The organism is Amycolatopsis sp., assembly GCF_035276945.1.
Lineage (GTDB): Bacteria > Actinomycetota > Actinomycetes > Mycobacteriales > Pseudonocardiaceae > Amycolatopsis_E.
The window spans coordinates 88,047-110,281 of the sequence record NZ_DATELF010000003.1; the positions used below are offsets into that span (position 1 = coordinate 88,047).

24 protein-coding genes are annotated in these 22,235 nt (G+C 70.2%); 10 read left to right on the forward strand and 14 right to left on the reverse strand.

The window, feature by feature from the left end:
- Nucleotides 1–61 precede the first annotated feature (61 nt).
- Genes VJT49_RS00480 through VJT49_RS00490 form a run of 3 tightly spaced genes read right to left on the reverse strand, consistent with a single transcriptional unit; the run spans nucleotide 62 to nucleotide 3,287 of the window.
- Complete coding sequence (locus VJT49_RS00480; RefSeq protein WP_324161953.1) at nucleotides 62–1,549, reverse strand: precorrin-2 C(20)-methyltransferase; 1,488 nt, start codon at nucleotides 1,547–1,549, stop codon at nucleotides 62–64.
- Entirely contained in the window at nucleotides 1,546–2,169 is a 624-nt protein-coding gene (locus tag VJT49_RS00485) for a precorrin-8X methylmutase (protein ID WP_324161955.1), read from the reverse strand. Before VJT49_RS00485 ends, VJT49_RS00480 begins: the two co-directional genes overlap by 4 nt.
- Complete coding sequence (locus VJT49_RS00490; RefSeq protein ID WP_324161957.1) at nucleotides 2,166–3,287, reverse strand: precorrin-3B synthase; 1,122 nt, start codon at nucleotides 3,285–3,287, stop codon at nucleotides 2,166–2,168. Before VJT49_RS00490 ends, VJT49_RS00485 begins: the two co-directional genes overlap by 4 nt.
- Before the next feature lie 124 nt (nucleotides 3,288–3,411).
- Here VJT49_RS00490 and VJT49_RS00495 point away from each other — a divergent pair, with 124 nt between their 5' ends.
- From VJT49_RS00495 to cobN, 4 genes are read left to right on the forward strand one after another with little or no spacing between them, the layout of a single operon-like run.
- Nucleotides 3,412–4,329 (forward strand): ABC transporter ATP-binding protein, encoded by a 918-nt coding sequence (locus VJT49_RS00495; protein WP_324161959.1) that lies wholly within the window; start codon nucleotides 3,412–3,414, stop codon nucleotides 4,327–4,329.
- Nucleotides 4,326–5,177, forward strand: a complete 852-nt coding sequence (locus VJT49_RS00500) for an ABC transporter permease (protein ID WP_324161961.1) — start codon at nucleotides 4,326–4,328, stop codon at nucleotides 5,175–5,177. The genes VJT49_RS00495 and VJT49_RS00500 overlap by 4 nt, the downstream gene beginning before the upstream one ends.
- A complete protein-coding gene (locus VJT49_RS00505) occupies nucleotides 5,174–5,407 on the forward strand; it encodes a helix-turn-helix transcriptional regulator (RefSeq protein WP_324161963.1) in 234 nt (77 codons plus the stop codon). Before VJT49_RS00500 ends, VJT49_RS00505 begins: the two co-directional genes overlap by 4 nt.
- A 9-nt stretch (nucleotides 5,408–5,416) precedes the next feature.
- Nucleotides 5,417–9,007 carry a cobaltochelatase subunit CobN gene (gene cobN / locus VJT49_RS00510; RefSeq protein ID WP_324161965.1) on the forward strand — a complete coding sequence of 1,197 codons (3,591 nt, stop codon included), beginning with the start codon at nucleotides 5,417–5,419 and terminating at the stop codon, nucleotides 9,005–9,007.
- 37 nt (nucleotides 9,008–9,044) lie between these two features.
- Here the strand turns inward: cobN and VJT49_RS00515 are convergent, their stop codons facing one another.
- The 4 genes from VJT49_RS00515 to VJT49_RS00530 are packed head-to-tail and all read right to left on the reverse strand — an operon-like array spanning nucleotide 9,045 to nucleotide 11,749.
- Entirely contained in the window at nucleotides 9,045–10,400 is a 1,356-nt protein-coding gene (locus VJT49_RS00515; protein WP_324161967.1) for a HAMP domain-containing sensor histidine kinase, read from the reverse strand.
- Entirely contained in the window at nucleotides 10,397–11,143 is a 747-nt protein-coding gene (locus VJT49_RS00520; RefSeq protein WP_324161969.1) for a response regulator transcription factor, read from the reverse strand. Before VJT49_RS00520 ends, VJT49_RS00515 begins: the two co-directional genes overlap by 4 nt.
- 13 nt (nucleotides 11,144–11,156) lie before the next feature.
- Nucleotides 11,157–11,342: a hypothetical protein gene (locus tag VJT49_RS00525; protein WP_324161971.1), complete on the reverse strand. Its 186-nt coding sequence runs from the start codon at nucleotides 11,340–11,342 to the stop codon at nucleotides 11,157–11,159.
- Nucleotides 11,339–11,749: a hypothetical protein gene (locus VJT49_RS00530; protein ID WP_324161972.1), complete on the reverse strand. Its 411-nt coding sequence runs from the start codon at nucleotides 11,747–11,749 to the stop codon at nucleotides 11,339–11,341. The genes VJT49_RS00525 and VJT49_RS00530 overlap by 4 nt, the downstream gene beginning before the upstream one ends.
- A 158-nt stretch (nucleotides 11,750–11,907) precedes the next feature.
- On the opposite strand from VJT49_RS00530, the gene VJT49_RS00535 reads away from it, so the two are divergent.
- On the forward strand, nucleotides 11,908–12,657 hold the full coding sequence (locus VJT49_RS00535; protein ID WP_324162038.1) for a 5-oxoprolinase subunit PxpA: 750 nt from the start codon (nucleotides 11,908–11,910) through the stop codon (nucleotides 12,655–12,657).
- Here the strand turns inward: VJT49_RS00535 and VJT49_RS00540 are convergent.
- From VJT49_RS00540 to VJT49_RS00550, 3 genes are read right to left on the reverse strand one after another with little or no spacing between them, the layout of a single operon-like run.
- Nucleotides 12,641–13,264, reverse strand: a complete 624-nt coding sequence (locus tag VJT49_RS00540) for a YoaK family protein (RefSeq protein WP_324161974.1) — start codon at nucleotides 13,262–13,264, stop codon at nucleotides 12,641–12,643. The genes VJT49_RS00535 and VJT49_RS00540 overlap by 17 nt on opposite strands.
- A 3-nt stretch (nucleotides 13,265–13,267) precedes the next feature.
- On the reverse strand, nucleotides 13,268–14,500 hold the full coding sequence (locus VJT49_RS00545; RefSeq protein WP_414635762.1) for a cytochrome P450: 1,233 nt from the start codon (nucleotides 14,498–14,500) through the stop codon (nucleotides 13,268–13,270).
- Nucleotides 14,501–14,510: 10 nt separating this feature from the next.
- Entirely contained in the window at nucleotides 14,511–14,765 is a 255-nt protein-coding gene (locus VJT49_RS00550; protein WP_324161975.1) for a hypothetical protein, read from the reverse strand.
- A 128-nt stretch (nucleotides 14,766–14,893) separates the two neighbouring features.
- On the opposite strand from VJT49_RS00550, the gene VJT49_RS00555 reads away from it, so the two are divergent.
- The 3 genes from VJT49_RS00555 (at nucleotide 14,894) to VJT49_RS00565 (ending at nucleotide 18,562) form a co-directional block, all read left to right on the forward strand.
- On the forward strand, nucleotides 14,894–17,257 hold the full coding sequence (locus VJT49_RS00555; protein ID WP_324161977.1) for a Tex family protein: 2,364 nt from the start codon (nucleotides 14,894–14,896) through the stop codon (nucleotides 17,255–17,257).
- A 59-nt stretch (nucleotides 17,258–17,316) separates the two neighbouring features.
- Nucleotides 17,317–17,739, forward strand: coding sequence for a DUF6401 family natural product biosynthesis protein (locus tag VJT49_RS00560; protein WP_324161979.1), 423 nt, complete (start codon nucleotides 17,317–17,319; stop codon nucleotides 17,737–17,739).
- A 190-nt stretch (nucleotides 17,740–17,929) separates the two neighbouring features.
- Nucleotides 17,930–18,562, forward strand: a complete 633-nt coding sequence (locus VJT49_RS00565) for an SDR family oxidoreductase (RefSeq protein WP_324161981.1) — start codon at nucleotides 17,930–17,932, stop codon at nucleotides 18,560–18,562.
- A gap of 3 nt (nucleotides 18,563–18,565) precedes the next feature.
- Here the strand turns inward: VJT49_RS00565 and VJT49_RS00570 are convergent, their stop codons facing one another.
- Together VJT49_RS00570 and VJT49_RS00575 are read right to left on the reverse strand one after the other, a co-directional pair.
- A complete protein-coding gene (locus tag VJT49_RS00570) occupies nucleotides 18,566–18,706 on the reverse strand; it encodes a hypothetical protein (protein WP_324161983.1) in 141 nt (46 codons plus the stop codon).
- Nucleotides 18,703–19,197 carry an Lrp/AsnC family transcriptional regulator gene (locus VJT49_RS00575; RefSeq protein ID WP_324161985.1) on the reverse strand — a complete coding sequence of 165 codons (495 nt, stop codon included), beginning with the start codon at nucleotides 19,195–19,197 and terminating at the stop codon, nucleotides 18,703–18,705. Before VJT49_RS00575 ends, VJT49_RS00570 begins: the two co-directional genes overlap by 4 nt.
- Before the next feature lie 78 nt (nucleotides 19,198–19,275).
- Between VJT49_RS00575 and VJT49_RS00580 the strand changes: the two genes are divergently transcribed.
- Nucleotides 19,276–20,280 (forward strand): Glu/Leu/Phe/Val dehydrogenase dimerization domain-containing protein, encoded by a 1,005-nt coding sequence (locus VJT49_RS00580; RefSeq protein WP_324161987.1) that lies wholly within the window; start codon nucleotides 19,276–19,278, stop codon nucleotides 20,278–20,280.
- A 4-nt stretch (nucleotides 20,281–20,284) separates the two neighbouring features.
- On the opposite strand, the gene VJT49_RS00585 is transcribed toward VJT49_RS00580, so the two are convergent.
- Together VJT49_RS00585 and VJT49_RS00590 are read right to left on the reverse strand one after the other, a co-directional pair.
- Nucleotides 20,285–21,397 (reverse strand): SPFH domain-containing protein, encoded by a 1,113-nt coding sequence (locus VJT49_RS00585; RefSeq protein ID WP_324161988.1) that lies wholly within the window; start codon nucleotides 21,395–21,397, stop codon nucleotides 20,285–20,287.
- 90 nt (nucleotides 21,398–21,487) lie between these two features.
- Complete coding sequence (locus VJT49_RS00590; protein ID WP_324161990.1) at nucleotides 21,488–21,724, reverse strand: hypothetical protein; 237 nt, start codon at nucleotides 21,722–21,724, stop codon at nucleotides 21,488–21,490.
- Nucleotides 21,725–21,925: 201 nt separating this feature from the next.
- Here VJT49_RS00590 and VJT49_RS00595 point away from each other — a divergent pair, with 201 nt between their 5' ends.
- A complete protein-coding gene (locus VJT49_RS00595; protein WP_324161992.1) occupies nucleotides 21,926–22,234 on the forward strand; it encodes a hypothetical protein in 309 nt (102 codons plus the stop codon).
- Nucleotide 22,235: the final 1 nt, after the last annotated feature.

Consider the following 22,235-nt stretch of genomic DNA (forward strand, 5'->3'; position numbering starts at 1 on the left):
GACTCGCCCGTCACGAAAGCCCGACTCGCGGTGCATCCGCGAGTCCGGCTTTCGCGGGCGGCTAGTATGTGCGCGGGGTCCAGACCATTCCGTGGCTGAGCCGGGTACGGGACGAGCCGACGATCAGCAGGCAGCGCATGTCCACAGTGGAGGGATCGAGCCCGGCGAGGGTGGTCACCCGCACGGATTCCTCCGGGCCGCCGATATCGCGGGCGACCACGACCGGCGTCTCCGGGGCCCGGTGGCGCAGCAGGACCTCCCGTGCCCGCGCCAGTTGTGTGGTGCGGCTGCGCGACGCCGGGTTGTAGATCGCCAGTACCAGGTCCGCCGCACCCGCCGCGTCGAGGCGGCGCTCGATGATCTCCCACGGCTTGAGCCGGTCGGACAGTGAGAGCACGCAGTAGTCGTGGCCGAGCGGCGCGCCGACCCGCGACGCGGCCGCCTGCGCCGCGGTCACGCCGGGGAGGACACGCACGGAAACCGGGTCGTCCGCCAGCGCGGCCTGCTCCAGCACCGCGGACGCCATCGCGAACACCCCCGGATCGCCGGAGGAGACCACGGCGACGCGCGCCCCGGACCGGGCCAGTTCCAGCGCCGCGGCGGCGCGGTCGGCCTCCACCCGATTGCCCGACGCGTGCCGCACCTGGCCTTTCCGCTGGGGCACCTTCGCCAGATAGGGCCCGTACCCGACCAGGTGCTCCGCGTCGGCCAGCGCCTCGGCCGCCTCCGGGGTCAGCCACCGCGGGCCGGCCGGCCCCAGGCCGACGACCACCACCTCCCCGGCGTCCCGCCCGGGCTCAGCCTTGGCCGGCCCCGACTTCCTTGCCGCGTAAGCAGGACTCGTCACGAGCGCGAGGGAGAAGTACGGCACGGTCTCCGGATCGACGTCGGCGAACGGCACCACGCGCTGGGTCTGCCATGTCGCACGCTCGACATAACAAGCGTCGTCGAGCTTCCCGGCCTCACTCAGCGCCTCGCGCACATTCCCGAAGGTGCGGCCGAGTTTGAGCACCGCCGCCGCGTCGGTGTCGGCGAGCCGGCGGGCCAGTTCGGGCACGGGAAGCGTGCCGGGAAGCACGGTCAGCACCTCGTCGCGCTGGGCCAGCGGCCGGCCCAGCACGGCGGACGCGGCGCTCACCGACGTCACGCCCGGCACCGCCTCGGCCTCGTAACGGTCGGCGAGCCGTTCGTGCATGTACATGTAGGAGCCGTAGAAGAACGGGTCCCCTTCGCAGAGCAGGACCACATCGCGTCCGGCGTCCAGATGCTCGGCGAGCCGCTTCGCGCTCAGCTCGTAGAACTCCGCGATCGCGCCTTCGTAGCCGCCGGGATGGTCGGTGGTCTCCGTGGTGACCGGGTAGACCAGTCTCTCCTCGATCTGCCCCGCACGCAGATAGGGCTCGGCGACCGAACGTGCGATGCTCCGGCCGTGCCGCGCGCTGTGGTAGGCGATCACGTCCGCCTCGCCGATCAGCCGTGCCGCCTTGACGGTCATCAGCTCGGGGTCGCCCGGTCCGAGGCCGACACCCCACAGCTTCCCGGTCCTCATTCGGCCTCGCTCGCGAGCGCGTTCACCGCGGCGACGGCCATCGCGCTGCCGCCCCGCCTGCCGTACACGGTGAGATACGGCGCCGGCGCCCGCTTGGCCAATTCCACTTTGGACTCCGCGGCGCCCACGAAACCCACCGGCACACCGATGATCGCGGCCGGCACCCCGGCGCCCTCGGCGATCAGCTCCAGCAGCCGGAACAGCGCGGTCGGCGCGTTGCCGACGGCCACCACGGCCCCGGCCAGCCGCTCCCGCCACAGTTCCAGCGCGGCGGCCGAACGGGTGGTGCCCATCCGCTCGGCCAGCGCGGGCACCCGGGGGTCGGACAGCGTGCACAGCACGTCATTGGCCGCCGGGAGCCGCCGCCGGGTGACGCCGCTGGCGATCATCTGGGCGTCGCACAGCACCGGCGCGCCGCCGGCCAGCGCGACCCTCGCCGATTCGGCGAAATCCAGTGAGTAGGCGAGATCGTCGACGAGATCGACCATGCCGCACGAATGGATCATGCGGACCGCCACCGGTTCCAGGTCCCCGGGCAGGATCGCGAGGTCGGCCTCCTCCCGGATGGTGGCGAACGAGTGGCGGTAGATCTCCGCCCCGTCCCGGATGTAGTCGATCACTGCGTTTCCCTTCCTGCAGTGGTGGTTGAACTCGCCCACGTGTCCTGACCCGGGCCGGCCACGACATCCACGTAGGGTCCTCGCGGTTTGCCGCACCGGCGTTCGCATCCGGAGAAATGAACCCGGTCCCGCACGGGCAGTGCGTCCAGTACCCGCCTGGCTTCCGCCCGCACGTCCGCCCGGGATCTGGCGCAACCGGGGCGGCCGATGCACGCGCTGACCCGCGCGCCCGGGGCGTCGGGATCGGTCAGCAGCCCGGTGCCATGAAGATCACCGAGATCACCGAGATCACCGAGATCACCGTCCGACGGCAGCACGATCGACCGCCACGGCGTGACCACCGCCCACTCGGCGATCTCCGCGATCCGGCGCGCCTGCCGCGCGGTCAGTTCCCCCAGCAACGGCGCCCCGGCCACGCCCCACTCGAAAACGCCAAGCCCCACCGCCCCTTCGCCGCGCGGCGGGGCCGTCCGGGCCATGCCCGGGTGGAGGACACTCAACTCGGGTAACTCCCTGACTCGCCAGGCCGGACCACGAACGGCCAGGAAGCGAAGGGCCATGTCAACGAGGGCGGACACCGCTTCCTGGACCTCCACCCGCAAACCGGTGTCGAAACTTGCGAGAAGCAGGGCGCCGGTGGACGGGGAGAGCGCGTGCCAGCAGACATCCGGATCCTCGGCGGACACATCGCCACGGCCGTCGTCGAAGGCGAACAGGAACCGGCCCGGAAGCCCGGCCAACTCGGGTCGCGCGCACACGGCGGCATCGAGCGCGGTGACCAGCGGCCGGACATCCAGCAGCCCACCGGCCAGCCCGCTCAGCGGCGAAGCGAGGAAGTTGCGCACCCGCTCGTGACTCGGCGCGGGCAGCAGGCCGGCGTCGGAAAGCCGCCGGACCAGCGAGCCGTCGTCGCGATTCAGCCCGCGTAGCTGCACGTTGCCACGAGAAGTCAGGTGCAGCGAGCCGTCACCGAGATCCTCCGCGCACCCGGCGAGCACGTGCAGCTGTCCCGCGGTCAACCGGCCACCCGGCAGGCGCACCCGGGCCAGGGCGCCATCCGCGGCATCGTGAGTGGCGAAGACGCCTGGACACGCGTCGGCACGAGCACGGATCGCCATGAAGCTCACTTTAGGGGAGGCGAGGCCGAAAACCGCGTGAGCGGCGTGACGTCGAAAGACTTGGACGAAATATAGCACACCTGCTACATTTCGTTGCAATACATCGACATTGGGGAGAAGGCCTATGACAACCTTGAGCGGGCCCCGAGGGGTCGTCCAGCACACGGAACCGGCCGGTGCCGTGCTCGACGTGCAGGACCTGCGCATGCGCTACGGCACGAACGACGTGCTGGACGGCGTGAGCTTCACGGCGACCCGCGGGGAGGTGCTGGCGCTGCTGGGGCCGAACGGCGCCGGCAAGACCACCACGATCGAGATCCTGGAAGGCTTCCGCATGCGCTCGGCGGGGCACGTCCAGGTGCTCGGCACGGACCCGGCGAAGGGCGACGAGGCATGGCGGGCCCGGCTCGGCGTCGTCCTGCAATCCTGGCGCGACCACGCGAAATGGGGCGTCCGGGAGCTGCTGGCGCACTTCGCCACTTACTACCGCAACTACCGCGAGCCGTGGGACGTCGACGAACTCGTCAAGGCCGTCGGGCTGACCGAGCACGCGCACAAGCGGGTCGGCCGGCTCTCCGGCGGCCAGCGGCGGCGGCTCGACGTGGCGATCGGCATCGTCGGCCGCCCCGAACTGCTCTTCCTCGACGAGCCGACCGCCGGGTTCGACCCGGAGGCGCGCCGGGAGTTCCACGACCTGGTGCACCGGCTCGCCGACGACGACAACACCACGATTCTGCTCACCACACACGACCTCGACGAGGCCGAAAAGCTCGCGGACCGCATCCTCATCCTGGCCGGTGGCTCGATCATCGCGAACGGCTCGGCCGACGAGCTGTCGCGGGAGATGGCCACGGAGGCCGAGGTCAAGTGGACCCGGGACGGGCAGCGCTTCGTGCACACGACGACCGAGGCCACGAAGTTCGTGCACCAGCTGTTCCTGCAGTACGGCGAGGAAATCGGCGACCTGGAGGTCCGCCGCGGCGGCCTGGAAGACACCTACATGGCGCTCGTGCGCCGATTCGAACAGGGGGAAGGGAAATGAGCGCGCTGGTGACCACCGCCCGGGCCGGGCTGGACCGGGGCCGGATCGAGCTGAAGCAGACCTTCACCACCGCCCAGGACCTGTGGGCCTATCTGTTTCCCGCGGTGATCCTGACCGTGGTCATGGTGTTCATGCGCGGCGCCACCGTGCCGGGCATGGCCTTCTCGCTCAGCTCGCGGACCCTGCCCGGCGTGCTCGGCATGAACATCGCCTTCGGCGGCCTGGTGAACGTCGCGCAGGCGCTGACCACCGAACGCGAGGACGGCACGCTGCTGCGGGCCAAGGCCATCCCGAACGGGATGCTGGGCTACCTGATCGGCAAGATCATCCAGGTGTCGGGCATGTCCCTGATCGGGTGCGTGCTGGTGCTGATCCCGGGAGTCTTCGTGACGGACGGCCTCGACTTCGGTGTCGGCGCCTGGCTGACCCTGGCCTGGGTGATCGTGCTGGGTTTTCTGGGCACCATGCCGATCGGCGCGATCCTCGGCTCGCTGATCAGCAGTCCGCGCGCCATGGGCATCGTGATGCTGCCGATCATGGGCCTGGTGGCGATCTCCGGGATCTTCTACCCCGGCTCGGCACTGCCCGGCTGGCTGCAGGTGATCGGCCAGTTCTTCCCGATCTACTGGCTGGGCCTCGGCATGCGCTCGGCGCTGCTGCCCGACGCCGCGGCGGCCGCCGAGATCGGGCACTCCTGGCGGCATCTGGAGACCGTCGCGGCACTCGGCGCGTGGGCGGTGCTCGGGCTGGTGGTGGCCCCGATAGTCTTGCGGAAGATGGCGCGCCGCGAGTCGGGCTCGGCCGTGGCCGCCCGCCGGGAGAAGGCACTACAACGGATGCCCCGATGAGCGAGACGATCTACAACCGCATCGCCATGTTGCGGGCGGAACGCGGGATCTCGCGACGGCAGCTCGCCGAAGCGCTCGGGGTGCACTATCAGACGATCGGGTACCTGGAACGCGGCGAGTACAGCCCCAGCCTCCACCTGGCCCTGCGGATCGCGCAGTATTTCGAGGTGGGCGTGGAGGTGATTTTCTCCACCGAACCGTTCCCTCGGTTGGGGGAGCGATCCGCCTAAGGTGGAAGCGTGACGATCCTGCTGCTGTCCACTTCGGACACCGACCTGCTGAGCGCGCGCGCGTCCGGGGCGGGTTACCGGATGGCCAACCCGTCCCGGCTCGAGCTCGGCGAGTTACCGACCCTGCTGGACGGTGTGGACATCGTCGTGGTCCGGATCCTGGGCTCGGCGAGGACGTGGCAGCAGGGGCTCGACACGGTCCTCGCGCACGGGGGGCACGTGGTGGTCCTCGGCGGCGAGCAGACGGAGAACGCCGAGCTGATGAGCCTCTCGACCGTCCCGGCGGGCATCGCCACCGAGGCGCACGCGTACCTGGCGCAGGGCGGTCCGGACAACCTCACCCAGCTGTACCGGTTCCTGTCCGACACCCTGCTGCTCACCGGGGACGGCTTCGACCCGCCCGCGCCGCAGCCGCTCTGGGGCGTCCTCGTACGCCCCCCGACGGAAGCGCTTCGCGCTGCGGTCACTCCACGGCGAAGCACGGTACCGCGGCAAAGGCCCGTCATCGCGATTCTCTACTACCGCGCTCACCACCTCGCCGGGAACACGGCCTTCGTCGAGGCACTGTCGGACGCCATCGAGGACGCCGGTGGCCGGGCGCTGCCGGTCTACTGCGCGTCCCTGCGGTCACGGGAGCCGGAAATGATGGCCGAACTGGCCAGGGCCGACGCGCTGCTGGTCACCGTGCTCGCCGCGGGCGGGACCCGGCCGTCCACCGCCGGTGGCGGTGGCGATGACGCGGCATGGGACGTGGCCGAACTCGCCGCGCTGGACGTGCCCGTCCTGCAGGCGCTCTGCCTGACCAGTGACCGCGAGACCTGGCGGGCCGGCGACGAAGGACTGTCCCCTTTGGACGCCGGGAACCAGATGGCGGTGCCGGAGTTCGACGGGCGGCTCATCACAGTCCCGTTCTCCTTCAAGGAAGTAGACGACGGTCTTCCCCGTTATGTCCCCGACCGCGAGCGTGCGGCACGGGTCGCCGGGATCGCGCTCGCGCACGCGCGCCTGCGCCACACCCCGCCCGCCGAACGGCGGGTCGCGTTGATGCTCTCGGCGTATCCGACGAAACACGCCAGGGTCGGCAACGCGGTCGGCCTCGACACCCCGGCCTCGGCGGTGAAACTGCTGTGCCGGATGGCCGAGCTCGGGTACGACCTCGGGCCGAAACCGTTCCCCGGCTTGGCATCGCAGGACGGCGACGAGCTGATCCACGCGCTCATCGCGGCCGGGGGGCAGGATCCGGAATGGCTGACCGAAGACCAGCTGGCCGGCAATCCGGTCCGGGTTCCGGCCGAGACCTACCGCACATGGTTCGCCACGCTTCCCGAGGACCTGCGCGCGGACATGGAACAGCACTGGGGGCCGCCACCGGGCGAGCTCTATGTGGACGGCGGCGACATCGTGCTGGCGTGCCTGCGAGCCGGAAACGTGGTGCTGATGATCCAGCCGCCGCGCGGGTTCGGGGAGAATCCCGTGGCGATCTACCACAATCCGGACCTGCCACCGAGCCACCATTATCTCGCCGCCTACCGCTGGCTGGAACACGAGTTCGGCGCGCACGCGGTGGTGCACCTGGGCAAGCACGGTTCGTTGGAGTGGCTGCCGGGCAAGACAGCCGGCCTTTCGGCGTCGTGCGCGCCGGACGCCGTGCTGGGTGATCTTCCGCTGATCTACCCGTTCCTGATCAACGACCCCGGCGAAGGCGCGCAAGCCAAGCGACGTGCGCACGCCACGATCGTCGACCACCTCATCCCGCCGATGGCCCGCGCCGAGAGCTATGGCGACCTCGCGCGGCTCGAGCAGTTACTCGACGAGCACGCCAACATCGCCGCAATGGACCCGGCGAAGCTGCCCGCCATCCGCGCGCAGATCTGGACGCTGATCCAGGCCGCGAAGCTGGACCACGACCTCGGGGTCGGCGAACGGCCGCACGACGCCGAGTTCGACGACTTCCTGCTGCACATCGACGGCTGGCTGTGCGAGGTCAAGGACGCGCAGATCCGGGACGGCCTGCACGTGCTCGGCGAGGCGCCGGCCGGCGAGGCGCGGGTCAACCTGGTGCTGGCGATGTTGCGCGCGCAGCAGATGTGGGGCGGGCAGGCCGGTGCCGTGCCCGGTCTGCGTTCCGCGCTGGGCCTCGGGGAGAACGCCACGCTGTCCGAAGTGGACGCTGTCGAGCGGTCGGCCCGGTCGCTGGTCGAAGCCATGGAGGCGGGCGGCTGGTCGGTGGAAGCCATTCCCGGGGTCACCGGCGACGAAGCCGTGGCACGGGTGCTCCGGTTCGCGGCCGAGGAGATCGTGCCGCGCCTGGCGGGCACGCGCGGGGAAATCGACGCGGTGCTGCACGCGCTCGACGGCGGGTACATCCCGGCCGGACCGAGTGGGTCACCGCTGCGCGGCCTGGTCAACGTGCTGCCGACCGGCCGGAACTTCTACACCGTGGACCCCAAGGCCATCCCGAGCAGGCTCGCCTGGGAAACCGGGCAGGCGCTGGCGGACTCGCTGCTGCGGCGCTATCGCGAGGACACCGGAGAATGGCCGCGTTCGGTGGGCCTGTCGGTGTGGGGCACCTCGGCCATGCGAACCTCGGGCGACGACGCCGCGGAAGTGCTCGCGCTGCTGGGCGTGCAACCGGTGTGGGACGAGGCTTCCCGGCGGGTCACCGGCCTGGAGCCCGTTGCGCTCGCCGAACTCGGCAGGCCCCGGATCGACGTGACCGTCCGGATCAGCGGATTCTTCCGGGACGCCTTCCCGCATGTCATCGACCTGCTCGACGACGCGGTGCGGCTGGTCGCCGGGCTCGACGAGCCGGAGTCGGAGAACTTCGTCCGGGCGCACACGCGGGCCGACCTCGCCGCGCACGGAAACGAACGCCGTGCCACGACCCGTATTTTCGGCTCGAAACCCGGCGCCTACGGGGCCGGACTGCTGCCGCTGATGGACTCCGGCAACTGGCGCGACGACGCCGACCTGGCCGAGGTGTACGCGACGTGGGGCGGCTACGCCTACGGCCGCGACCTCGACGGTGAACCGGCGCGCGCGGACATGGAAAACTCGTACTCGAGGATCGCCGTCGCCGCGAAGAACACCGACACCCGCGAGCACGACATCGCCGACTCGGACGACTATTTCCAGTACCACGGCGGCATGATCGCCTTCACCCGGGCGCTCACCGGCCGCGCGCCCGCGTCCTATGTGGGCGACTCGACGAGTCCCGACGCCGTGCGCACGCGGAGCCTGTCCGAGGAGACCGCCCGCGTTTTCCGTGCCCGCGTGGTGAATCCGCGCTGGCTGGCGGCGATGCGCCGGCACGGCTACAAGGGCGCCTTCGAGCTGGCGGCCACAGTGGACTACCTGTTCGGCTTCGACGCGACAGCCGGCGTGGTCGACGACTGGATGTACGAGCAGCTTTCCCGGTCGTACGTGCTGGACCGGCAGAACCAGGATTTCTTGGCGAAGTCCAACCCCTGGGCCTTGCGCGGCATCATCGAGCGTCTCACCGAGGCCGCCGACCGCGGCCTGTGGTCCGACCCCGACCCCGACCTGCTCGCCCAACTCCGCGAGGTCTACCTCCGTACCGAAGGCGACCTCGAAGACTGAGTTGGGCCGCGCGAGGACACCCGTCGAGCACGGCGGCTCAGGTCACCGGCCGAAGCGTGATGGTGAAGGCCGCACCGCCTTCGGGCGCGGGGCCCGCAGTGATGGCGCCGCCCATGCGGGTGGCCAGGCCGTGGGCGAGCGCGAGACCGACTCCGGAACCAACCGGTCGCTTGCCGCGGTACTTCGCGTTGAGCACACCCCTCTCGAAAGCGACCGCGTAGTCCTCCGGGGCGAGACCTGGGCCGCCGTCCCGCACCTGGAGGACGGCGGGGGCGGTCAACCCGAGTGTGATCGGGGCGCCGGGCGGCGTGACGCGAAGGGCGTTCTCGCACAGGCCGTCGAGGACCTGCCGCAACCGGCGCGCGTCGGCCACGCCACGCACCGGACCGGGCGGCAGCTCCACCTGGAACCGCACGCCTTCCCGTGCACACCGCGCGTGCCATACCTCGGCGCTCGCACGGACGGTGTCGGCCAGGTCGATCTCGGCCAGGTCGAGCCGGAACTCGTCGGCGCCCAGCCTGGCCAGGTCGAGGAGGTCGCTGACGAGCCGGTCGAGCCGTTGCGACTCCCGCTGGATGGTCTGCCCTGCCCGGCGGGCGTCCTCACCGGTGACCACGCCGTCCGCCAGCGATTCGGCGAAGCCGTGCACGGCGGTGAGCGGAGTCCGCAGCTCATGCGAAACCGAGAGCAGGAACTCCCGCTGGCGTGACTCACTGTGCTGCAAAGCGGCGGCCAGTTCGTTGACGGCGGTGGCCACCTCGGCGACCTCGGCCGGGCCTTCGACGGGGGCACGCAGGTCCCGGCGGCCCTGACGCATGGTGGCCGCGACCCCCGCCGTGCGCCGCAGCGGGCGGGCCAGCAGCCTCCCCAGCAGGAGACCGGCGACCGCGGCGACCAGCAGCCCCGCCGCGAGCGCGAACAGGACGTTGCGCACGAGCACGCGCTGGGTGGTCGCGGCCATCTGCACCGGCTCGACGAGTGCGAACGCGCCACCGTTCACGCCGCGAGCCTCGACCAGGTACTCCTGCCCCGCGATGGTCTTGGCGACCGAGATCGACCCCCCTTGGCCGAGCCGCGTCAACCCGGCGTCGGCCGCGGCCAGCACCGCGTTGGGATCGCCCGCGAGCGCGCCGCGCGGCCGGGCGGTCACCACGGAGATCCCCTGCCCACGCACCACCTGCGCGACCTTGGTCAAGCCGAGCCGGGAACCCAGCCCGGTCTCGTCGACCTGGCCGGCCAGCACGTCGGCCTGGGCGGACAAGGACCGCCGCAGCACGTCCTGTCCCGTCCGCCGCACGAGGCTCACCGCGACGACCCCTGCCACGATCGCCGCGACCGCGGCGACGACGAGACAGACGGCCGTGATCCGCGCGGCCAGCGAGGACCGCCTCATCCGGCGTCCGCCGCGTAGCCCACCCCGCGAACTGTCCTGATCGGACTGTCAGGCCCGAGTTTCGCCCGCAGCTGTGCGATGTGGACGTCGACCGTGCGGGTCCCGGCCTCGGCGTGATAACCCCACACCGAGCTCAGCAACTGCCCGCGCTCGAAAACCCGCCCCGGCTGCCGCAGCAACTGGGCGAGCAGGTCGAACTCGGTCGAAGTGAGCACGACCTCGCGATCGCCCGCCCACGCCCGCCGCCGGGCCACGTCCAGCCGGACCGCGCCCGCCGACAGCACCTCGGCCTGCGGGCTCCCCGCGCCCCGCCGCAACACCGTCCGCACCCTGGCCGCCAGCTCACGCGGGCTGAACGGCTTGGTCACGTAGTCGTCGGCCCCGAGCTCCAGCCCGAGCAGCCGGTCCACTTCCTCGTCGCGGGCGGTGACGAACAGCACGGGCGTCCAGTCTCCGGCGGCCCGCATGGTCCGGCACACCTCGATCCCGTCCAGGGTTGCCTGGGGGTGCGATCCCCAGACCCTGCCTGGGGGCAAGCCTCCGGACCCGCTTCCCGAAAGGCCGATGTCGAGCACCACGGCGACGGGCTTGAGCTTGCGCACCGCGGCCAGCGCGGCCTCGCCGTCCGACTCGACGTGCACACCGAACCCGTCGCGCCGCAGGTACAGCGCGATGAGCTCGGCGATCGCGGTCTCGTCCTCGACGACCAGGACGAGACCGCGGGACGCGGGAGATTCAGCCATCCGGGGCATCTTGTCAGCCCGAGCCGTCGCCCGCCATCTCCGAGTCGATGGCGTCCAATGTGGTCTTGATGTCATTCAGCTCCTGTGACGCGCCTTGTGAAGACGGCGCGGGCTGGGCGGTTTGGCCACGGCAGGCCGAGGCGCCGAAGGAAAGAGCGAGCAGCACCGCCACGGCAGCGACCGTCCCGCGGGTGGTCACGAGGTCACCTTGCAGTGGTTGGTCCTGAAGGTGTCCAGCCGCTGTTGGATCGATTTGAGGTCGTTCGCCCGGTCCGCCCGCCGCTGCGCGCGCTGGTCCAGTTGGTCGGCGATCTGGTCGTGGCCCTTGGTCCGCTGGGTCTGGGCGCGTGCCTTCAACCACGCCACCGATCCCCGCTCGTCCGCGCCACCGTTGATCCGATCGACCAGTTTGGTGGTGCGGTTGGCGAGCCTGGGCAGCAGGTCGGCGCACAGCTGCTGCGCCTCCTGCGGGCTGAGGGTGATCGGCGCGTAGCCAGGTGTCGCCGGATCCGTGGTGTCGGCGGACGCGACGGGCATGACCGCCAGCATCGCCGCGACGCCACAACCCGCGATGGCCGCCCGCCGACCCCACACGCTGAAACGCATTGCCAGCTCCTTCGAAAGTCTTCGGCTTGGACATCGCAGAGGCTGGCCGACCCGGGTTCGAAGGCCGTGAGAGCTTTGTTCGGGTTCGGTAAAGATCGCGCCCACGGTCGAATAGGCTCCAGGAGCACGCCGGAACGGACCGTGGAGCGAAGACGTTGATCGACCTGAACAGCGATCTCGGTGAAGGCTTCGGGGTATGGCCGTTGACCCAGGACGACGCCCTGCTCGACATCGTGACCAGCGCGAACGTGGCCTGCGGCTTCCACGCGGGCGACCCGAGCGTGCTGCGCCGCGTCACCGAGCTGGCCACCGCGCGGGGCGTGCGGGTCGGGGCGCAGGTCGGTTATCGGGACCTGGCCGGCTTCGGCCGCCGGTTCATCGACATGGACCCGGCCGAGCTGGTCAACGACGTGATCTACCAGATCGGCGCGCTCGACGCGTTCGCCCGCATCGCCGGTACCCGGGTCAGCTACGTGAAGCCACACGGCGCGCTCTACAACGCGATCGTCACGCACGCCGAGCAGGCCGCGGCGGTCGTGGACGCGGTCAAGCGCTACGACGCGAGCCTGCCGGTGCTCGGGCTTCCCGGTTCCGAGTGGCTGAAGCAGGCCGAAGCCGCCGGGCTGACCCCGGTTCACGAGGCGTTCGCCGACCGCGCCTATACCCCCGAGGGAACGCTCGTGTCGCGACGGCTCCCCGGCGCGGTGGTGCACGATCCCGGCGAGGTGGTGCGCCGCAGCGTACGAATGGCGACCGAGGGCACGGTGACGGCGGTCGACGGCAGTGCGGTCAAGGTCGAACCGCACTCGCTGTGCGTGCACGGGGACACGCCGGGGGCGGTGGAAATCGCGCGCCGCGTCCGCGAAGGGCTGATCCAGGCCGGGGTCGAAATCACTCCGTTCTCGTGAGCGCACAGGCGGAAACGCTGACGGCGGCGAGCACGAGTGACGCGAGCCCGATGGTGACCGCGAGGTGCGCGAAAGTGACCAGCAGCCCGCCGATCACCGCGCCCGCGAACATGGCGACCACCGAGACGAGCCTGCGCCCGGCACGCCCACCCTGGCCGAGCGCCGGCTCGACCATCAGCGCGGTCATCGTCGAGGTGAGCACGGTCGTGTTCAAATGCGGCACACCGAGCCTGCGCACCAGGGCGTTCTGCAACCCCATGGCGAGTCCCAACGGGACAATCGCGAAGTACCCGGTGAGCCGCAGGAGCACAGCGGCAAGAGCCCCCGCGAAGAGCACACACTCGACGGCCGCCCCCAGCGCGAGCACCCGATGGTGCGGCAGCCGCCGCCCGGCCAGCGCGCCGAGCAGAAAGGACACCAGCGCGGACAAGGAGGCGGGCACGGACAACCCGGCCGCGGCGTCGCCCACGGCGAAACCGAGCAGGACCACGTTCCCGGTCTGGTTCGCCACGAACACGTGCCCGAGACCGAGATAGCTCGCCGCGTCCACCAGGCCGGTGACCACGGTCAACGCCACCAGCAGCGGAATCAGCGGTCGCTCGCGCACGGGCTACCAACGTAGCGGGAGGTGGGTGATCCCATTGATGAAGTTGGAGGTCAGGTGCCGGGCTTCGCCGTCGATCCGCACTTCGGGCAACTGCGCCAGGAATTCCCGGAAGAAGACCTGCAACTGGATCCTGCCGAACTGCGCGCCGAGACACAGATGCGGTCCCTGCCCGAAGGCGAGATGGTCGTTGGGCTCCCGCGCGATGTCGAAAGTGGACGGATCGGGAAAGGCGCGCTCGTCGAAATGCGCCGACGCGAAATAGACGACCACCTTGTCGCCGGCCCGGACGCGCTGCCCGGACAGTTCGGTGTCCCGGGCCGCGGTGCGGCGGAACGTGAGCACGGGTGGGTGCCAGCGCAGCATCTCCTCGATCGCGGCCGGCAGCAGTTCCGGACGCCGCCGCAGCCTGCGGTACTGCTCGGGATGTTCGGCCAGCGCGAGCACCCCACCGGGCAAAGCGCTCCGGACGGTGTCGTTGCCCGCGATCACCACGAGGAAGAAGAACATTTCCAGTTCGGCATCGTCGAGCGCGCGCCCGTCGACCGAGGCGTGCACCAGTGCGGTCATCAGATCGTCGGCCGGATGTTTCCGTTTCTCCGCCGCGAGTTGTTGCGCGTAGGCGAACATGTCGGAGAGCATCGCGGGAGACCGCGGGTTGATCGGCTTCCCGTCGGGCCCGCGAACCACCTCGGCGTGCTCGGGATCCTGGTACCCGATGACCCGGTTGGTCCACCCGAGCAGCAGGCCCCGGTCGGCGGGCGGCACGCCGAGCAGGTCGGCGAGATTCATCAGCGGATAGTCGTCGGTGACCTCCACCGGCAGGTCGCAGTGTCCGCGTGGGGCAACCGCGGCGAGCAGTTCCCTGGCGCGGTCGGCGATCCGGTCGGCGAACTGTGCCAACCGGCGCCGGGTGAAGACGCCGGAGACGATCCTGCGTAACCGCTGATGGTCGGGCGGGTCCATGTTGAGGATCATGCGGCGGATGAACGCCAGGTCGTCCGGCTCGGGATCGCGGATCTGCGTCGCGCCGAGCCAGGACGAGAAGATCTCCGGGGTGCGCAACACGTGTTTGACGTCGGCATAGCGGGTGATCGCCCAGTAGCCCGGCCCGGCGGGCCAGTCGAGGACCTCGTGTTCCTCCTGCCAGGACACCGGCTCCGTGTCACGTAACCGCCGGAACGCCTCGTGCGGCAGCCCTCGCGAGAACACCCGCGGATCGAAGATGTCGATGCTCACCCTGACAATATCACCACGGGTGCTCCCCGTTCTGCCAGAGGAACGCTTCGTGCAGAGCCTCGATCAGCCGCTCGTCGTCGGCCTGGGAGGACTCCGCCCCGAGCGGCACCCATTTCTCGTGAACCTTCTCCCCGTCCTCGTACGCGGCGAGCAGGACCCCCGGATAGGACAGCGTCGCCCGCTTGCCGTCGGGCAACTCGACCGTCACCCGCTGGCAGTGCAGGGTGACCCGCACCGAGCGTTCCGCTCTTTGCGAGCCGTCCATGAAGCACCCAACCGACCGAGACGAGCAGATGACGACAAGATACTGACGAGTCGCTGGGAGACCCCTTTTGGTTACTACACAAGTCCGAGTGCAGAATGCACAGGCCGGCTTGGAGCAGGGAGTGATCAGTGAGGAACGTTGTGTCGATCGAGCGGAGGATCGCCGAGGAGCTCGGCGTGCGCGAAGGGCAGGTGAAGGCGGCCGTCGAACTCCTCGACGGCGGCTCGACCGTGCCGTTCATCGCGCGCTACCGCAAGGAAGTCACCGGGATGCTCGACGACGCGCAGCTGCGCACGCTCGAGGACCGGCTGCGCTACCTGCGTGAGCTCGACGAGCGGCGCGAAGCGATCCTGGAGTCGATCTCCGGCCAGGGCAAGCTCACCGACGAGCTGACGGACCAGATCATGGCCGCGGACACCAAGGCGCGGCTGGAGGACATCTACCTGCCCTACAAGCCGAAACGGCGGACCAAGGCGCAGATCGCGCGGGAGGCGGGCCTCGAACCGCTGGCCGACGACCTGCTGAACGACCCGTCGACCGAGCCGCTGGCCGCGGCGGCGGTGTTCGTGGACGCGGAGAAGGGCGTCGCCGACCCTCAGGCCGCGCTGGACGGTGCGCGGGCGATCCTGGTCGAGCGGTTCGGTGAGGACGCCGACCTCATCGGCGAGCTGCGCGAGAAGATGTGGTCGCAGGGCCGGCTGGCCTCGAAGGTGCGCTCCGGCAAGGAAACCGAGGGCGCGAAGTTCTCCGACTACTTCCACTTCTCCGAGCCCTTCACCAAGATGCCCTCGCACCGGGTGCTCGCGATGTTCCGCGGCGAGAAGGAGGAGGTCCTCGACCTCACCATCGAGCCCGACGCGCCCGCCGGCGCCGAAGGCTCGGACACAGCGGTGGAACCGCGCGTCGGCCCGAGTGAATACGAGCAACGGATCGCGCAGCGTTTCGGTATCGCCGATCAACGCCGCCCGGCCGACAAATGGCTGCTCGACACCGTTCGCTGGGCTTGGCGCACCAAGATCCTCCTGCACCTGGGCATCGACCTGCGGCTGCGGTTGCGCCAGAAGGCCGAGGACGACGCGGTGCGCGTGTTCGCCGCCAACCTCCGTGACCTGCTGCTGGCCGCACCCGCGGGCACCCGCGCCACGATGGGCCTCGACCCCGGCTTCCGCACGGGCGTGAAGGTCGCCGTGGTGGACGCGACCGGCAAGGTGGTGGCCACCCACACGATCTACCCGCACCAGCCGGCCAACCGGTGGGACGAGTCGATCGCGGCGCTGGCGAAGCTCGCCGCCGAGCACAAGGTCGACCTGATCGCGATCGGCAACGGCACCGCCTCCCGCGAGACCGACAAGCTGGCCATCGAGCTGATCAAGAAGCACCCCGAGCTGAGGCTCACCAAGGCCGTGGTGTCCGAGGCGGGCGCTTCGGTGTACTCGGCGTCGGCCTTCGCTTCGCAGGAGCTGCCCGAGCTGGACGTGTCGCTGCGCGGCGCGGTGTCGATCGCCCGCCGCCTGCAGGACCCGCTGGCGGAGCTGGTCAAGATCGACCCGAAGTCGATCGGTGTCGGGCAGTACCAGCACGACGTGTCCGAGGTGTCGCTGTCCCGCTCGCTCGACGCGGTGGTCGAGGACTGTGTGAACGCCGTCGGGGTGGATGTCAACACCGCCTCGGCCCCGCTCCTGACCCGGGTTTCCGGGATCACCTCCGGGCTGGCCGAGAACATCGTCAGCCACCGCGACCAGCACGGGCCGTTTCGCTCCCGTGGGGTGCTCAAGGAGGTGCCGCGGCTGGGGCCGAAGGCGTTCGAGCAGTGCGCGGGCTTCCTGCGCATCCCCGGTGGCGACGACCCGCTCGACTCCTCCAGCGTGCACCCCGAGGCCTACCCCGTCGTGCGCCGGATCCTCGCCTCGACCGGCAAGGACCTGCGGGAGATGATCGGCAACACGCGGGTGCTCAAGTCGCTCGAGGCCGGCCGGTTCGTGGACGAGCAGTTCGGCCTGCCGACCGTCACCGACATCCTCGCCGAGTTGGAGAAGCCCGGCCGCGACCCGCGCCCGGCGTTCAAGACCGCGACCTTCGCCGAGGGCGTGGAGAAGCTCGGCGACCTCGAGCCGGGCATGCGGCTGGAGGGCGTGGTGACCAACGTGGCGGCGTTCGGCGCGTTCGTCGACATCGGCGTGCACCAGGACGGTCTCGTGCACGTGTCGGCGATGTCGAAGAACTTCGTCAAGGACCCGCGCGACGTGGTCAAGCCGGGCGACATCGTCAAGGTCAAGGTGCTGGAGGTGGACATCCCGCGCAAGCGGATCTCGCTCACCCTGCGCCTGGACGACGAGCCGACGGCCGGAAAGCCCGCCGCCGGGGGTGGTGGCGGCCGCCAGCAGGGCCAGCGCAAGGGCGGCGGGCAGCAGCAGCGGCGCCGTGACTCCGGCGGGTCCGGGGGCGGCGGTGCCCTCGCCGACGCCCTGCGCCGCGCGGGGTACGGAAGGTAGTTGATCCGGACAGGTGACCCCGGGTAGCGCGACGGGAGTAGCAGGCTCATCATCGAAGAGTGCATTGGGCGGACTTCCTGGCTGAACGCTCCGCGCGCCGCTGGCTGCGCGGCATGGCCGGGCAGTTGGAACCAGGCTGGCATGCGCTGGCCTGGGATCCCGCCCTGTGGCCCGTCTTCGAGCGGCACCTGTCCGCGGTGCACGACGCCGTGCGGGTCGAGGACGAAATGGTCGAGCGGGCCGAGCCGGTCAGCGACCTGATACTGATCGCGGGCCACGCCCATGACGTGTGGACCGAGGCGGTGTCGTCGGGTTGGCGGGCGCCCGAGCAGCCGGCCGGGTGGACCGCCAAGGAGTGGAGCGGCCTGCGCCTGCTCGCGTGCTACCGCCTGGCCGCGGCCGAGCCGCACGGTCCGCGGCTGCCGCAGGCCGCCGAGGGTCTCCGGCCCGCCCTCCCCGACCTGCGCCGCCACGTCCGGTAGCCCCTGCCCATCGGCCAGCCCACGACGGCCTTCAACGGACCCGGTTCGCACGAGGCGTCGCTATCCGGGAACGCGCAGATACCCCGCCCCACGCAACCGGCCTGAACAGCGGGAACCGTTTGCGGGCCTCCGTTTGACCATGATCGGGCATGGGTGGATCCTGTTCCAATCCAGCTATCGGGGAGGACCGATGAGCACCTTCATCGTGGTCGGTGGCGCCGGCCGGACGGGCCGGCGCATCACCGAACGGCTCACCAAGGACGGCCACCGGGTGATCGTGGCCAGCCGCGACCCCGAAGGTGAGGAAACCGTGACACTCGACCTCGCCGGCCGGGTGGACCCCGCGGTGTTCGCCGGCGCGGACGGCATCGTGATCACCGTCGAACCGCCGAAAGACCCGGACGAGGCCGAGGCGGTGATGCACGCCGGGGTCGCCGCGGTCGCCGGAATCGCCGCCCACGAGGACATCCCGGTGGTCCTGGTTTCGCAGATCTACCTGACCCGGGCCTCCGAACATCCCGAGATGGCCGACCGCATCGCGGCGCGCGCCCGCGGTGAGCAGGCGCTGCGGACCAGTGGCGCGCAGTACACGATCGTGCGGGCGAGCTGGCTGCATGACGTGGGCACCGACGGCGTGCGTGTCGAGCAAGGCGACACCGGCGAGGGCCGCATCAGCCGGGAGGCCGTGGCCAAGGCGGTCGTGGCCGCGCTGTTCGACCCGTCGGCTTCGGGCAAGACCTTCGAACTCTACGACGACCCGGAGTCCACCGAGCCCGACTGGTCGACCCTCTTCGCCGCCCTCTCGCCGGACCCGGAATCCTGAAAGTCACCGGAGGCTGCCCGGGTCGGCCCACGGCTGGGCCAGCAACTCGACCAGTCGCGTCACGTCCCCGCCGGTGCTGATGTCGACCGTCTCACCGCCCGGCACGCCGTTGCGGAACGTGGGAACGGCCGCCACGCCTGTCATTCGGATCCCGGTACCTTCCCGGTACGAGTGGTCACTGGCGGGAGCGGTTCCAGCACTTGTCTGCTCAGGTGCTGGAAGATGATCGAGGTGCGGAAGCCGACGATTTCGCGGCGGCTGGTGAACCGGTCGAGCAGGAACGCGTGCAGGTGGTCGATGTCCTGTACGGTGACGTGCACGAGGAAGTCGTCGCTGCCGGCCATCGTGTACACCGAAAGCACCTCGGGCATCGCCGCCACCGATTCCTCGAACGCCGCCACAACGTCCCGGTTCAACGGCCGCACCTGCACGGCCACGATCGCCTGGACACCGCGGTTCAGCGCGGCCAGGTCGATGTCGGCGTGGTAGCCGCGGATCACCCCGCGGGCGCGCAGCAGCCGGATGCGCTCGAGGCAGGTCGAGGGCGCGATCCCGACCTTGCGCGCGATGTCCCGGTTGGACTGCCGCGCGTCCTCCTGCAACTGCCGGACGATCGCCGAATCAAGTTCGTCCACGTTCCTTTTCCCACCTGACAGACCGAATTTCGTTCGGCTGAACGGTCGATCCCTCGGTCATCAGCCTAGCTTTCGGGCATGGACCACGAAGAGGTGGCAATCCGGCGGGGCCGCCGATCCGGCCTGACGATGGTGATCGCCGCGCATTCCCGCGTGCTGGGCCCGGCCGTGGGCGGGGTGCGGTTGCGGAGATACGACGACTGGCGCGACGGCGTCGAGGACGCGCTTCGGTTGTCGGAGGCGATGACGTACAAGTGCGCGGCGGCGAACCTGCCCTTCGGCGGCGGGAAAAGCGTGCTCGTGGCGGACGGCGCCATCATCGGTGACGCTCGGGAGGCCGCGCTTGCCGACCTCGGCGAGTTCATCGCCGACCTGGACGGCTCGTATCTCGCGGGACCGGACGTCGGCACCGGGCCTGCCGACATGGCCGTTCTGCGCCGCTGGACTCCACACGTGTTCTGCCTGCCCGAAGACCAGGGCGGCACGGGATCGTCGAGCGGCCCCACCGCGCTCGGCGTGCTGGCCGCCTTGCGCGCGGGTACGCGGGCCGTGTTCGGCGACGACTCGCTCGCGGCCCGGACCGTCGTGATCAGCGGTCTCGGCTCGGTCGGCACCTACTTGGCCCGCCATCTCGCCGCGGCGGGCGCCAAGGTCCTGGTGTCCGATGTAGACGATCGGAAGCGCGCTCTGGCCGAGGAATGGGGGCTCGGCTGGGTCGAGCCCACCGAGGCGCTGAGTACGTCCGCGGACATCCTCGTCCCCGCCGGGGTCGGCGGGGTGGTGGGCCTCGACACCGAGTTCCCGCTCATCGTCGGCCCGGCGAACAACCAGCTCACCCTCGAAGCAGTGGCCGACGAGCTGGCCCGCCGGGGCGTGGTGTGGATTCCGGACTTCGTGGCGAGCGCGGGCGGTGTGGTCTATACCCTTGGCCGCGAGGTCGAGCGCCTGACGCACGACCAGGCACTGGCGCGGGTGGCGGCGATCGAGTCCACTGTGGACGAGCTACTCGCCGCCGCCCGCGCCCGCGGCACCACTCCCCTCGCCGAAGCCATGGGCCTGGCGCGGGACCGCCTCGAAGGCTGAGTGCTCAGCCTTCGAGTTCGCCGCGGTTCTCCGGCTCGCCGCCGTTCATGCCCTTCTTCACCGAGTCGAGGATCGCCATGCCCTGGCTGACCAGGCCGGACGCGAGTTCACCGAGCCCGTCGGCACCGTTCAGGATGTTGACGTTCGCGCCCGACAGGCCCTGCGCCGCCTCCCGGACGATCAGCGGAAGCTGATCGATCAGCATCCGGTCGAGCGCGACCCGGTTGTGCGAGGCGGCGGCCTCGGCCTGGATCCGCATCTTCTCCGCGTCGGCCTGCGCGAGGATGCGTACCCGTTCGGCGTCGGCGTCCGCGGGCTTGATGACCTCGGCGACGAGTTGCTGCTGGCGCAGTTCGGCCTCGCGCTGCGCCAACTCGGTCTGCATCGCGATGACCTCGCGCTGGGCCTGTGCCTGGGCCAGCGGGCCGGCCTGGGACGCCTCCGCCTGCGCGCGGTCCACTTCGGCCTTGTACTGGGCCTGGACGACTGCCGTTTGCCTGGCGTACTCCGCCTGGCGGCGCTGGGACTCCTGCTCCGCCTCGGCGGCCGCCTGGTTGGCCTGCGCCTGGGCGATCTGCGCCTCCCGCTGGATGGCGGCGTTGTGCGGGGCCGCCATCGCGGCGATGTAGCCGAGCTTCATGTCGTCGATCGACTGGATCTGCAGCGAGTCCACGCTGAGCCCGATCTTGGCCATTTCGGCTTTCGAACCGTCGAGCACCTCGGTGGCCAGCTTCTGCCGCTCGGTCACGATCTCTTCGACCGTCATCGAGCCGATGATCGAGCGCAGATGCCCGGAGAAGATCCGGCCGGTCAGCACGGACATCTCGTCCTGCGACGACAGGAACCGTTGCGCGGCGTTGACGATGCTCTCCTCGTCGTTGCCGACCTTGAACGCGATGACCGCACGGACGGTGAGCGCGATCCCCTGCTTGGTCACGCACACCTCGGAAACCTCGGCCTCCGCCATGGCCAGGGTGAGGAACCGGACTTTCCGGAAGACCGGCAGGACGAACGTGCCGTGCCCGACCACCACCCGGAACGGGGTGCCCTCCCGGCTGGACTTCCCGCCCGAGATGAGCATCGCCTCATCGGGCGCCGGAACGCGATAACCGAACATTCTTGCCTCCACTGTGCCGATAGCTACTAACCCAGCCGAAAGCGTCGTGGAGTCCCAAACGTAGGTCGGTCGGCGGTTGTGCCGGCTGACTCACTTTCGGTCTCCCTGGTATTCGCCGAATGGCTCGGACCAGGGCACGACGTCGACGTTCCGGGCACCACGGGATTCCACGACCAGCACCGACGTGCCGGCCGGGAGTGGCTGGTCGGACCAGGCCAGGAAGTATTCCAAGCCACCCCGGAACCTGATCTTGACCTCCCCGGGGCCGTCCTCGCCACGCGTGGCGTGCACGAGTTCGCCCATCCGCCCCACGGCCTCCCGGGCCATGGCACCCCGCCCCTCTCCCCGCTCGACCTTGACCGGAAGCCAACTTACCCCCTGGCTTCGCTCCTCGAACGGGAATCGGGCGAAGCCGGTTCCCGTGTTATTTCTCGCCCAGATCAGGGGTCGACGGGCGCGGCCGGATCCTCGTGCCCGCCCTGCGCCGCCAGGGGATTCCGGTCGTGGGTGCCTCCGGCGTTTTGGGGCATGATCGATCGCGGCGGTCCGGTCGTCATTCCCCTTTACGTCGGTTCTTTTGTGGCTGAGGTAAGCGCTTTCTTGGCTCGCGAAAGGCCTGGGCCTGCTCTTGTCAGCCCTTCGGGTGACTTCGGCCGCGAAGGTGACCGGTTCGGGCGGTACCGGATCGCCGTCCACGGCAATGCCGAGAACCGGATCCCCTACCCGGATTTCGCGTTTCCCCTGCTCGACGAGGTCGACACGGCCAGGTATCACCGGGAGCATGTCGCCCGTCACATGGCCTTGACATCAAGTAACGTCGAGGTTCCATCCTCCTAAC